The sequence below is a fragment of the Arthrobacter sp. Bi26 genome, assembly GCF_918697925.1.
Classification (GTDB): Bacteria; Actinomycetota; Actinomycetes; order Actinomycetales; family Micrococcaceae; genus Arthrobacter.
The window spans coordinates 48,401-60,849 of the sequence record NZ_CAKKMF010000023.1 but is presented as its reverse complement, the minus strand read 5'-3'; the positions used below and the strand labels follow the sequence as shown (position 1 = coordinate 60,849).

The 12,449-nt window shown below is 65.9% G+C and carries 12 protein-coding genes and 1 pseudogene; 10 read left to right on the top strand and 3 right to left on the bottom strand.

Annotation, left to right across the window (positions count from 1 at the left end; all coding sequences use genetic code 11):
- The coding region (locus LQV16_RS08445; protein ID WP_229993445.1) for a sialate O-acetylesterase at positions 1-1,300 on the top strand (1,300 nt) is incomplete at its 5' end.
- 759 nt (positions 1,301-2,059) lie between these two features.
- A pseudogene (locus LQV16_RS08440) lies at positions 2,060-2,161 on the top strand (IS3 family transposase); the annotation flags it as partial.
- Positions 2,162-2,308: 147 nt separating this feature from the next.
- On the opposite strand, the gene LQV16_RS08435 reads toward LQV16_RS08440, so the two are convergent.
- Positions 2,309-2,446 carry a hypothetical protein gene (locus LQV16_RS08435; protein ID WP_229993444.1) on the bottom strand — a complete coding sequence of 46 codons (138 nt, stop codon included), beginning with the start codon at positions 2,444-2,446 and terminating at the stop codon, positions 2,309-2,311.
- 81 nt (positions 2,447-2,527) lie between these two features.
- On the opposite strand from LQV16_RS08435, the gene LQV16_RS23695 reads away from it, so the two are divergent.
- Both LQV16_RS23695 and LQV16_RS08425 read left to right on the top strand, forming a co-directional pair.
- Positions 2,528-2,857 carry a hypothetical protein gene (locus tag LQV16_RS23695; protein ID WP_356815720.1) on the top strand — a complete coding sequence of 110 codons (330 nt, stop codon included), beginning with the start codon at positions 2,528-2,530 and terminating at the stop codon, positions 2,855-2,857.
- Between the two features lie 306 nt (positions 2,858-3,163).
- A complete protein-coding gene (locus LQV16_RS08425; RefSeq protein WP_229993443.1) occupies positions 3,164-4,354 on the top strand; it encodes an acyl-CoA dehydrogenase family protein in 1,191 nt (396 codons plus the stop codon).
- A 56-nt stretch (positions 4,355-4,410) separates the two neighbouring features.
- Here the strand turns inward: LQV16_RS08425 and LQV16_RS08420 are convergent, their stop codons facing one another.
- Entirely contained in the window at positions 4,411-5,022 is a 612-nt protein-coding gene (locus LQV16_RS08420) for a M23 family metallopeptidase (protein ID WP_229993442.1), read from the bottom strand.
- Between the two features lie 821 nt (positions 5,023-5,843).
- Here LQV16_RS08420 and rpsB point away from each other — a divergent pair.
- The 6 genes from rpsB to LQV16_RS08390 all read left to right on the top strand — a co-directional run bounded on the left by rpsB (position 5,844) and on the right by LQV16_RS08390 (position 10,875).
- Positions 5,844-6,743 (top strand): 30S ribosomal protein S2, encoded by a 900-nt coding sequence (gene rpsB / locus LQV16_RS08415; RefSeq protein ID WP_229993441.1) that lies wholly within the window; start codon positions 5,844-5,846, stop codon positions 6,741-6,743.
- 133 nt (positions 6,744-6,876) lie between these two features.
- Positions 6,877-7,713, top strand: a complete 837-nt coding sequence (gene tsf, locus LQV16_RS08410) for a translation elongation factor Ts (RefSeq protein ID WP_229993440.1) — start codon at positions 6,877-6,879, stop codon at positions 7,711-7,713.
- A gap of 176 nt (positions 7,714-7,889) precedes the next feature.
- Positions 7,890-8,627 (top strand): UMP kinase, encoded by a 738-nt coding sequence (pyrH, locus tag LQV16_RS08405; protein ID WP_018774549.1) that lies wholly within the window; start codon positions 7,890-7,892, stop codon positions 8,625-8,627.
- Positions 8,628-8,739: 112 nt separating this feature from the next.
- Positions 8,740-9,297 carry a ribosome recycling factor gene (frr, locus tag LQV16_RS08400; RefSeq protein WP_018774548.1) on the top strand — a complete coding sequence of 186 codons (558 nt, stop codon included), beginning with the start codon at positions 8,740-8,742 and terminating at the stop codon, positions 9,295-9,297.
- The gene (locus tag LQV16_RS08395; protein WP_229993439.1) at positions 9,297-10,217 is read left to right on the top strand and encodes a phosphatidate cytidylyltransferase; all 921 of its coding nucleotides are present in this window, start codon (positions 9,297-9,299) and stop codon (positions 10,215-10,217) included. Before frr ends, LQV16_RS08395 begins: the two co-directional genes overlap by 1 nt.
- Positions 10,218-10,248: 31 nt before the next feature.
- A complete protein-coding gene (locus tag LQV16_RS08390; protein ID WP_229993438.1) occupies positions 10,249-10,875 on the top strand; it encodes a DivIVA domain-containing protein in 627 nt (208 codons plus the stop codon).
- An 88-nt stretch (positions 10,876-10,963) separates the two neighbouring features.
- On the opposite strand, the gene LQV16_RS08385 is transcribed toward LQV16_RS08390, so the two are convergent.
- Positions 10,964-12,427 carry a cation acetate symporter gene (locus tag LQV16_RS08385; protein WP_229993437.1) on the bottom strand — a complete coding sequence of 488 codons (1,464 nt, stop codon included), beginning with the start codon at positions 12,425-12,427 and terminating at the stop codon, positions 10,964-10,966.
- Between the last annotated feature and the right edge of the window lie 22 nt (positions 12,428-12,449).

The window sequence follows — 12,449 nt, the reverse complement described above, 5'->3', positions numbered from 1 at the left end:
GCAGGCGGCGGAGGCGGTCACCGTACTGCATGTGTTCCTGGCGGCGGGGCAGTCGAACATGTCCGGGCGGGGTCTGCCAGGCGGCACCACCGATGATCCGGTGGATCCGCGGATCTTCCAGTACGGCGCCAAGGACCGCAGGTTCCGGACGGCCACGGTGCCCCTAGACATGCACGACACTGCGAGCGGGATTTCGCCTGCCACGACGTTTGCCCGTGAGTATTTGAAAACCCAGCCCGCCAACGTTGGGGTTCTCATCATCCCGGCGGCGCACGGCGGCACCGGGTTCACGAGCGACTCGTCCTCACTCACATGGTCTGTCGGCGCGGCTACATCGTCCGCGCGTGACCTCCCGGAGTTGGCGGTGAGGCAGACGCATGAGGGCATCGCGGCGGCGAGGGCGACCGGCCGCACGGTGGATCTCAAAGGCGTTCTCTGGCACCAGGGCGAGAATAACTCGTCGATGACGACCTCCGCGTACAGCGCGAAGTTGGATAAACTCATTGCGTTCTTCCGGTCCCGGTTGGCCGCGTCGAAGCTCCCCTTTGTGGTGGGGCAGATGACGCCGGAGGGCATCGAAGCCACGCCGGGCAGGGTCAACATCGACAGGAGCCACCGGGAAACGCCGGCGCGCGTCTCCTCCACGGGTTTTGCACCCTCCAAGTCCGGAGCCGTGAATGAGGGCGACCTGATCCACTTCAACCGGGCCGGCGTCCAATACCTGGGGAAAACGTACCTTTCCGGCTACTGGCACGCAGCCAAGATCACTTACGGTCCGGTTCCGACAATCCGCGGGATCCGGAAGGTCGGGTCCACGCTGTCCGCGGTGCCAGGGACCTGGGGACCGGCGCCGGTGAACTTGGCCTACCGGTGGTACCGATCGGGCAACGAGATCAGAGATACCTACGGAACCAGCTACAAGCTGCGCTCCGGCGATGCGGGCCGGTCCATCACCGTGAAGGTCACCGGTTCCAAGACCGGCTACACGACGGCCTCCAGGACGTCCGCAGGGACCTCAGCGATCGCCAAGGGCACGCTCACCGCACCCACGCCCACGATCACTGGCACCGCGGCGGCCGGGTCCACCCTCACGGCTGTCCCCGGGGCGTGGGGCCCGCCGCCGGTGACACTGACCTACAAGTGGTACCGCTCGAACATTCTGATCAGCGATGCCAGCTCCGCCACGTACAAGGTCCGCTCCGGTGACCGGGGACGGACCATCACGGTAAAGGTCACCGGTTCCAAGAGCGGCTACAACACCGCCTCCGAAACCTCCACCGGCACCAAAGTCGCCGGGTAGCACCCGGTGGAACGGGGCGGAGCCATTCACCTCCCGCGGCCTGCTCCAGCCGGCCTGTCACGGGCGGTGCCGGTCCTGATGGCTGACCCCGCTGCAACACACCATCTGTTCAACGAACCGGGGAAACTTCCTTGAAAGTCTCACTGCTCACCGCTGCAGCACTGATCAGTATATTCGGGACGAGCGACGACTTGACGCCTCAATCCGTGCGTTTGACTTGCGCTTTCGAGCCAACTGTGTTTGGCAGGTTCCTCCATGTCCCCCCAGTAGCGGATGGAAGCCTCAGTGAAGGCGCCCGCGCTCTCCTCGGGGATCGAGCGCGGGGGCTTTTCTGAATCCTGTGATGGTTGCGTCTCGGCGCAGGCCGCTCAGACCGGCTCCATCTTCAAGGGACGATGGAGCCGGTCTCTGGGGTGCTAATCGTCACTCCTAGGGAGAAATGACGCCGTGGCGTGCCCCTAACCGGACTGCTGTGCCACAGTATAAAAGTAGGCGCCTGACCTGCATGTTTCCGTGGCCGGCTCCTGGCAGATAATCGCACCAGCCATTACACAGGCGCGGCGGGTTACGGACAGTCACGCCCGCACCACCCCTTCCGCAGCGCTCTATTCCTCGACTGGCCCGGGCCGGCCAAATGCCCGGGGGTGGCGGCCCTACCATCGGATTCCATCAAAGTGCATGCGGGAAATCCTAGAACCAGGCCACCGCTGTCCGGCCGCTAACGCGACGACCGAGCCGGTTGCATGGCGCTAAGACGCTGAGGACTGGGTCCACTACTACAATCACCATCGACCGCACAGCGGCATCAAAGGCCACTCACCCATCCAGCGCGTTCACAACGTCCGTGGGAATTACACCTAGTGCGCTTCTCTGCCGGTAGTAGTGGTGCTCCGGCTATGGCGCTCAGGTAGGAGTCCTTTTGGAAGTAGGGGAGTGCATGCCGGGCTGCCGCCTCCCGCACTTGCCGCAGTGAGTAGGCAGCGGCGTCCTCAGTAGCGACGCTCCACACTAGGCGCGCACGCCCCACTTGGCATCCGCCCGCAAGTCAGCGGCCCGCTTGCCGGCGGCGCGGCGCGAATTCCTGGCTTCGACGGCGGCGCGTGTTTCGTAGTTGCTGACGGTGCGTTCCGCGGGCAGCTTGGGCACTGGCAGCTCCAGCGGTAATCCGGCCTGGGGTCCCGTCCTGATGCGTTCTCCGACAAATCCCAACCGGGCCAGCGTCGTCAGGTGAACGCCCGCCGCATGATTCGGCAGGCGCAGTTCGTTGCGAAGCTGTTGCCACGTGCGGTGCACAGTGGTGGTGCCGTCCAGATTGGCGGCCAGCCACTCGGCTACGCGCAAATCCCCGGCAGTAAGTCCGGGGTGGCGCTCATGGCAGCCAGCCAGCGGCGCTTGAAGAGGTTCAGTCTGCATATCCGCGTAGGCTCAAACGTGAAAGTTGTGCAGCGGATAGCTGGCCATGCCACAGCCCTTCTCACGCTGGATACCTACGCGGGGTTGTTCGATGAAGACCTTCACGAGAGCGCCGCACGGCTTGATGTCAAGCTCAATTTCTAACGTGGTGGATAGTCGGAGGATAGTCATCCCCTGAAGTTCCCTCTAGTGGCGCGGAATTATCCAAGGTCTCATAATCCTAAGGTCCTCGGTTCAAGTCCGAGTAGCCCTACATTTTTGCGAATCCTCCTCACCCGGGGTCCGCACCACGGGAGCCGTGGCTGACGTTCGACGTCGGCCGCGGCTCTTTTTTGTCGGGCCGTCGCTTGCAGGAGGCACCAGACTGAGATATGTTACTCGTGAGTAACATATCTCAGGCGCGAAACCCGCGTCCTTTTGGTCGCCGCTGATCACGAGTGAAGGAACACCATGCCCAAGGCTGCAATCGACATTCATAACCTGCCCTACGCTGACGGCGACTTCTTCGCGTTCGAGCAGTTGCTCAGCGCCAAGGAGCAGGACCGGCTGGCCGAGGTCCGCGAGTTCCTCACCCGTGAAGTCAGGCCGATCGCCGTCGATTGCTGGAATCGCGCTGAGTTCCCCATGGAGCTGATCCCGAAGCTTGCCGAAATTGACCTGGTCAGCCCAGTCAGGAGGCAGGGCTACTCGAACCTCTTCGCCGGAATCCTGCACGCCGAAGCCACCCGCGCGGACACGTCGATCGCGACGTTCATGGGCGTCCATGACGGGCTCTTCACCGGCTCCATCGAAGCCCTTGCCTCCAAGGAGCAGCAGGACGCGTGGCTTCCCGATATCTACTCGCTCAAGAAGATCGGAGCCTTCGGCCTCACGGAGCCCCTTGGCGGCTCCGACGTCGCCGGCGGCACGCGCACCACAGCACGGCGCGACGGCGGGAACTGGATCCTCAACGGAGCCAAGCGCTGGATCGGCAACGCCACTTTCTCCGACTGGGTGGTCATTTACGCCCGCGACGTCGATGACAACCAGGTCAAGGGTTTCCTCGTCGACACCAAGACCGAGGGGTACAGCGCCGTGAAGATCGAGAACAAGATCTCGCTGCGCACGGTCCAGAACGCCGACATCACGCTCGATGACGTGGTGGTGCCGGACTTCTTCAAGCTCGCCAACGCCAACAGCTTCCGCGACACCAACAAGGTCCTGAAGGTCACCCGCCTCGCGGTGGCCTGGCAGGCGGTGGGCCAGCAGCTCGCGGCCTTTGACGTCGCCCGGCGCTACGCCGTGGAGCGCAGCCAGTTCGGCCGCCCGATTGCCTCCTTCCAGTTGGTCCAGCACCAGCTCGTGCAGATCCTCGGTAACGCGGTCAGCTCGATGGGCATGATGGTGAGGCTTTCCCAGTTGGAGGACGCGGGGGAGGCGAAGGACGAGCAGTCCGCCCTGGCCAAGGCGTTCACGACCGCGCGCATGCGCGAGAGTGTGGCCCTGGGCCGGAGCATCCTTGGCGGCAACGGAATCGTGACGGACTTCGAGATGGCCAAGGTCTTCGCGGACGCCGAAGCCATCTATTCCTACGAGGGCACGCACGAGATCAACACCCTGGTCACCGGCCGGGCGATCACGGGAATTTCCGCGATCGTCTAATGCGCGCCCAATAGCCGCCGCGACAGCCTGGGGTCCGTGCATGGGCGGGCCGATCGTCAGGGGCCGGCATCCAGGGGCTGGAGCAGGACAGAAGGTCTCAGGTCCATCACGAACGCCAGCGGGTTGACGTAGTCTTCGCCCCGGCGGACGCCCCAATGGAGGCAGGGCGGCCCCGGGCCGCAGTGGCCGGCCTGTACCTGCCCCAGGACGTCGCCCTCTGCCACGGCGGACCCCGCCGTCAACGAACTCGCCACCGGCTCGAAACTGCTGCGCAGCCCGTTGCCGTGATCGATTGTGATGACCGGCCGGTCCACCACCGTCCCGACAAAGCTCACCGTTCCGGCGGCCGGCGAGATGAGCGGGGCACGATCATGTGCCGCCGCAATATCGACACCGCGGTGACCGCTGAGCCACGGCCTGGCCGGGGGGTCGAAGGCGCGCAGAACCGCAGGGCGCGGGCTGAGCGGCCAGCTCCAGTCAAGTGCCGGGACTGGTCCTGCCCTGGGGGTGCCCCGGCCGGTGGAAGCCGGAACCGGAGTGGAATCCGAAGCCGAAGCCGAAGCCGAAGCCGGAGTGGAAACCGAAACCTGGGAGGCCGCGGCGACGGAATCTGCGGGGATGGGGGACAGCGCCAGGAGCAATGCTGCAAGGCCGGGGGAGAACTTCATGTCCCCAGCCTGCCGGGGCAGCGTACTGGGCGGAATCTCCCACGACGGCTATGTGGAAAAGCTTCCGGCGCGGTCGCTAGGCGCCGGCGCCCCGGCCTCCGACGACGTGACGAGGCATGCCGCCGCGACGGGCGCACCCGCCACGACCGGCGCCCCGGCCTCCGACGACGTGACGAGGCATGCCGCCGCGACGGGCGCACCCGCCACGACTGGCACGCCGCCACAACGGGCGCAACCGCCCCGGTACGGATGCCGCCACGACCGGCACGCCGCCGCGACGGGCGCACCCGCCACGACCGGCACGCCGCCACAACGGGCGCAACCGCCCCGGTACGGATGCCGCCGCGACGCGCGCTGGCCGCGACGGTCACCGGCCACGACGCATGCCGCCCGGCTTCGCTTCAAGGCGCCGCGGAAGGTGCTCAACCACCCCCGCCACAGGCCCGGAACGCCGCCCCGTTGCACCGCGAAAACCGTCCTTCGGGGCGGGGGCGCTGTAGTACACTTGGTGCAGCAGTTTGCTGTGCCCTCACGCTTGTTAGTCGCGATAATTCGTGGTTGCCGAAGCCGGCACGCCTCATTCAGGGGTGCGGGGGAGCAGCAGCTGACTACGCGTATCCAGCCCTCCTCAAAAGAAGCCTGAAACTTCCGATGCGGAGGACTGCGCCTCCTGCGGTCCGTTCCTTTGGGCACGGATGGGAAGCGCAGTGGATGCCAGGAGCAACGCCCGCCCCGGGCGAATGCTAAACAACCGTCAACTATTGGCAGGGTAAGAGAGCCATGGGCTCTCTCATGAATGACCTGCCGGAAGGAGCGTCGGCATGCCCGTCGTAACTATGCGCCAGCTGCTTGACAGCGGCGTCCACTTTGGACACCAGACCCGCCGTTGGAACCCGAAGATGAAGCGCTTCATCTTCACGGAGCGCAACGGTATCTACATCATTGACTTGCAGCAGTCGCTGTCCTACATCGACCGTGCCTACGAGTTCGTGAAGGCCACCGTTGCACACGGCGGCACCGTTCTCTTCGTCGGCACCAAGAAGCAGGCGCAGGAATCCATCGCCGAGCAGGCCACCCGCGTTGGCCAGCCGTACGTCAACCAGCGTTGGCTCGGCGGTATGCTGACCAACTTCCAGACGGTCTCCAAGCGCATCCAGCGCATGAAGGAACTCGAAGAGATCGACTTCGACGACGTCGCCGGTTCGGCTTACACCAAGAAGGAACTGCTGCTCCTTCGCCGCGAACTCACCAAGCTGGAAACCAACCTCGGTGGTATCCGCAACCTGACGAAGGCGCCGTCCGCGCTGTGGATCGTTGACACCAAGAAGGAACACCTTGCTGTCGATGAAGCCAAGAAGCTGAACATCCCGGTTGTGGCCATCCTGGACACCAACTGCGATCCCGACGAAGTTGACTTCCCGATCCCGGGTAACGACGACGCCATCCGCTCCGTCAACCTGCTGACCCGCGTTGTCGCCGACGCCGTTGCTGAGGGCCTCATCGCCCGCAACCAGCGCGCCACCGGCACCACGGAAGCTCCGGAAGAGCCGCTGGCCGAGTGGGAGCGCGAGCTCCTCGAAGGCAACAAGGCTGAAGCTGCTGCAGCGCCCGCCGCTGAGGCTGCTCCGGCTGCTGAGGAAGCACCCGCCGCTGAAGCTGCTCCGGCTGCTGAGGAAGCACCGGCTGCTGAAGAAGCACCGGCCGCCGACGAAGCCAAGTAGTCAGACAAGTAAATCTGGATCTCCCCACATGCGCTCAGCTGCATAGGGGGTACCGACAGGATGGCCGCTCACTCGGTGAGCAGCCGTCCTGTCGGTCCGTACACCACATAAATTTCTAGACAGAGGGGTTCACATGGCGAACTACACTGCCGCTGATATCAAGGCTCTGCGCGAGCGCACCGGCGCCGGCATGATGGATGTCAAAAAGGCTCTTGACGAAGCCAACGGTGACGCCGAGAAGGCCATCGAAATCATCCGCATCAAGGGCCTGAAAGGCGCCACCAAGCGCGAAGGCCGCTCCACCGCTGAAGGCCTGGTTGCTGCCAAGGTCGCCAACGGCGTCGGCGTGATGATCGAAGTCAACTGCGAGACCGACTTTGTGGCCAAGGCCGACAAGTTCATCCAGCTGGCTGACAAGGTCCTGGCCGTGGCCGTCGAGTCCGGCGCTGCCGACCTCGAGACCCTGCTGGCCACCGACGTCGACGGCAAGCCGCTGTCCGAGGTTGTCATCGAAGAGGGCGCCGTTCTGGGCGAGAAGGTTGTTGTCCGCCGCATCTCCCGCATCGAGGGCGCAACGGTCGACGCTTACCTGCACAAGACCTCCAAGGATCTCCCGGCCCAGGTCGGCGTGCTGTTTGCTGTTGACGGCGAAGGCGAAGCAGCTGCTACCGCAGCCCACGACGTCGCCGTTCACATCGCCGCGATGTCCCCGAACTACCTCGCCCGCGAGGATGTTCCGGCCGAGCTCGTCGAGTCCGAGCGCCGCATCGCCGAGGAAACCGCCAAGGCCGAGGGCAAGCCCGAAGCCGCGATGACCAAAATCGTCGAAGGCCGCGTCACCGGCTTCTACAAGGGCGAGGTTCTCCTCGACCAGGCATTCGCCAAGGATGCCAAGAAGTCTGTCGCCCAGGTCCTCGAAGAGGCCGGCGTCAAGGGAACCGCTTTCACGCGCTTCCGCGTCGGTTCCTAGTCAGAGACTAGCCAGACACCAGTCAGGCAATAGCCAGGCACGCTAAGGGGGTGGTCACCACGGTGGCCACCCCTTTTGCATGCACGCGCGAGGCACCGGTTCCGGCCACGGCCGGAATGCCGCCTTGGGCGCCCAGCACGATAACCTAACTCAGAGTTCACCAACGGGAAGGCACCATGGAAACCGTCACCACTTCAGCCCAGCCAAAGAAGAACAGGCGCCGCGTCCTCTTGAAGCTCTCCGGCGAGGTCTTCGGCGGCGGGAAACTTGGCGTTGACCCGGATACCGTCCGCGGCGTGGCCAAACAGATCGCCGCCGCAGTCCCCGACGTCGAGGTCGCAATCGTCGTCGGCGGAGGCAATTTCTTCCGCGGCGCCGAACTGTCCCAGAGCGGCATGGACCGCTCCCGCGCCGACTACATGGGCATGCTCGGAACCGTCATGAACTGCCTGGCCCTCCAGGACTTCCTGGAGCAGGCCGGGGTGGAAACACGCGTGCAGAGCGCCATTACCATGGGCCAGGTCGCCGAGGCGTACATTCCCCGCCGCGCCATCCGCCACATGGAAAAGGGCCGGGTTGTCATCTTCGGCGCCGGCGCCGGCCTGCCATACTTCTCCACGGACACCGTCGCTGCCCAGCGCGCCATGGAGGTCCACGCCGACGTCGTCCTGATGGCCAAGAGCGGCGTCGATGGCGTCTACACCGCGGACCCGAAGAAGGACCCGACGGCGGAGAAGCTGCACCGCCTCAGCTACGACGACGCGCTCCGCCGCGACATCCGCGTGATGGACCAGACCGCGATGACCATGTGTAAGGACAACAACCTCACGATGGTGGTCTTCGGCATGGAAGGCGAGGGCAACGTCACCCGCGCCATCCGGGGTGAAGACCTGGGCACCGTCGTCACCCCGTAGCAACGGCTAGGATGTTTTCAGGACCTTTCCGCTGCCAGGCGGAAGACACAGGCGCACAAGAAGACGTGCCGCGCCCCGGCCCCCGGGACGCACCAATTTCTGAGGAGAGACCGTGATCGAAGAAACCTTGCTCGAAGCCGGGGACAAGATGGACAAGGCAGTTGAGGTAGCCAAGGAAGACTTCGCCTCGATCCGGACCGGCCGCGCGACACCTGGCCTGTACAACAAGGTCATCGTGGAGTACTACGGCACGCCGACGCCGCTGCAGCAGCTGGCCTCCTTCGCGGTCCCGGATGCCCGCACCATCCTCGTCACCCCGTACGACAAGACGGCCCTCCGCGACATCGAACGCGCCCTCAGCGACTCCGAGGTGGGCGCCAACCCCTCCAACGACGGCAACGTCATCCGGATCACCATTCCCGAGCTGACGTCCGAACGGCGCAAGGAATACGTCAAGATCGTCAAGTCCAAGGGTGAGGACGCGAAGGTGTCCATCCGCAACATCCGCCGCAAGGCCAAGGAAACGCTGGACAAGCTCGTCAAGGACGGCGACGCCGGCGAAGACGAAGGCGCACGCGGCGAGAAGGAACTCGACGCCATGACCAAGGCGCACGTGGACGGGATTGACGAGCTGCTCAAGCGCAAGGAAGCTGAGCTGCTCGAGGTCTGATGGATCAGGTACAGGGGGCCTCCGGGCCGCGCGCCCGGAGGCGGGGGAAGCAACGCGAAAACCCGACGCCCAAAGCGGGCCGGAACCTGCCCGCCGCCATCGGCTCGGGCGTTGGCATGCTCGTGTGCGTCCTCGGCGGCCTGCTGTTCCTCCCGCTCGGCTTCGTCCTGGTGACGGCTACCTTCGCGATCTTCGGTGTCTGGGAGATCTTCCGTGCGCTGGAGGCCGCAGGCACCCGCCTGCCGATCGTCCCGGTGATGGTCGGCACGGTCGCCATGCCGATCGCCGCCTACTTCGGCGGCCTCGAAAGCCTGCTCTTTGCCATGCTCGTCAGCAGCGTGGCGGTGCTGTTGTGGCGGACCCTGGAAGGCGCCGCGGGTTCGGCGCGGAGCATCTTCGCGGGGGTCTTCACCCTGTCCTGGGTGCCGTTCCTGATCAGCTTCGCGACGCTGCTGCTGCACACCGCCGACGGCGAGACGCCGGTGGGCCTGTGGCCTGACGGGGTGATTCCGCCGGGAGCGTGGCAAATCGCGACCCTGCTGCTCCTGGTGGTGGCCAACGACACCTTCGGCTACCTCGTGGGCGCATCCCTGGGCAAGCATCCGATGGCCCCCAAGATCAGCCCCAAGAAGACCTGGGAAGGCTTCGCCGGTTCGATCGCGGGGGCCGTCATCGTGGGCGTGCTCGCCATGGTCTTCGTGCTGGGTGAGCCGTGGTGGTTCGGCGTCGTGCTCGCTGTGGGCATGGTGGCAGCCGCCACCGCCGGCGACCTCGCCGAATCGATGGTCAAACGCGAGCTCGGCATCAAGGACATGAGCAGCATCCTCCCCGGTCATGGAGGCGTCATGGACCGCCTGGACTCGATTGTCTTCGCGTCGCCGGTGGCGTTCATCCTGTTCTCGGCCCTCGCTGGCGCCTAGAAGCACCGGTCCAGCACTTCCGGCGCCTAGAATGGTGCCGAGCAAACCAGCCGAACGGCATCAAAGGAACAAAGTAACAGTGGACATTCAACGGCAGATTCCTGCGTCTTTTGACCGTGTGCAGCGGAACCAGTATGGCTACAACGCCAGGCAGGTCGACGATTTCCTGCAGCGCGCACGGGTGTCATTTGAAGCTCCGTCCTCCGCCTCCCGCGCCATCAAGAGCTCGGACGTCCGCGCCGTGTCCTTCGACCCCGTGAAGGGTGGCTACGTGGCTGCCGGCGTGGACGCCGCGCTGGACCGGCTCGAAGACGCCCTGGCCCGGCGGGAACGCGATGAGCTGGTTGCCGAACGCGGCGAGGAAGCCTGGCTGCGAGAAATCGGCCGGCTCGCGGGCGTCCTGCGCGGACGCCTGCACCGCCCGGACGGCCAGCGCTTCCGGCGCCCGTCCAAGCCCAAGACCCGCAGCTACAACACCACCGACGTCGACGATTTGTGCCACGAGCTGATCGGCTACCTGGAGGAGGACCAGCCGCTGAGCGTGGACAACGTCCGGCGTGCCGTGTTCCGCCCCGCCGTGGGCCGGGAGGGCTACGAGGAAAGCCAGGTCGACGCGTTCCTGGAGCGCGCCGTCGAGCTCATGGCGGCCATCGACTAACCACGCCCCACGCCGGCGCCCCAACCCGGTGCCCACCTGCCGGGGCCGCCCCACGCCGGATTGCCGACGCCGGGTCAGCGTTGTCCAGTCACCGCTCCGTCGCGAGCGGCCGTTCCGGGGTGTGCAGCCGGGTCATGACCCGCGTCATGGTCCGCGGCACCCGGCCCCGCGTGGCCCGGGAGACCAGCACCGTGACGGCGAACGCCGCCGGGACCGTCCAGGCGGCGGGCTGCGCCAGCCACGACGGCGACTGGGCAGCACCCAGCACCGAACCGGCCACCATCGCGCTGCCGCAGAGCACACCGCCGGTCGCCATGCCGGCGATTGCCCCGGCGTCCGTCAGACCCCGCCACCAGATGCCCAGCAGCAGCACCGGGCAGATAGTGGACGCCGTAAAGGCAAACACGAGCCCCACGCTGCCGGCCAGGGCCAGCGATTCGGTCATCGACGCGATCCCCAGCGGGACAATGGCCGAGATCAATGCCGCCAGCCGGAAGCCCCGGACACTGCCGCCGAACACGTCCTGGCTGATCACGCCTGCCAGGGAGACCACCAGGCCGGACGTCGTCGACAGGAACGCCGCGAACGCACCGGCCACCACGAGCGCCGTCAGCAGGTCGCCGGCCATCCCGCCGATCATCCGGCCCGGCAGCAGCAGCACCAGCGCATCGGCCTGGCCGCTCTGGGCAAGGTCCGGCGCGAACATGCGCCCGAGCATGCCGTACGCCGTCGGGAACAGGTAGAAGGCCGACAGCAGGCCCAGGACAATCAGGGTGGTCCGCCGGGCGGACTGCCCGTCCGGATTCGTATAGAAACGGACCAGCACGTGCGGGAGCCCGAGTGTTCCAAAGAGCAGGGCCACGAGCAGCGAAATGATCTGATACGGGCCCGCGGGGGCCAACGCCGTCGGATTGGCGGCGGGGGCCGCCGCGGCGGATTCGCCGCCGCCCAGCGCAAACAGCAGGAACACTATTGGCACCGCCAGCGCGGTCAGCTTGAGCCAGTACTGGAACGCCTGGACGAACGTGATGGAGCGCATCCCGCCCACCACCACAGTGATGCAGACGACGCCGACCACCGCCACCGGGCCCACCCAGGCCGGCAGGCCCGTGGTGATCCGGATTGCCAGGGCGGCGCCGTGGAGCTGCGGGACGATGTAGAGCCAGCCGACCAGGACCACCACCAGGCTTGTCACGCGGCGGACGGCACGCGAATCCAGGCGTGCCTCGGTGAAATCCGGAATCGTATAGGCGCCGGAGCGGCGCAAGGGAGCGGCGACGAACAGGAGCAGCATGAGGTAGCCGGCCGTGTAACCCACCGGGTACCACAGAGCATCAGTGCCGGAGAGCAGGATCAGTCCGGCCACACCAAGGAAACTCGCGGCGGAGAGGTACTCGCCGCCGATCGCCGAGGCATTCCACCACGGCTTGACCGTCCGGGAAGCCACGTAGAAGTCCCCGGTGGTGCGTGAGACCCGCAACCCGTAGAAACCGATGACGGCCGTGGCGAGCGAGACCGCGGCGAACGCCGCCAGCCCGACGACGGGGTTCACGTTCCGCTCACCCGGGACGTCA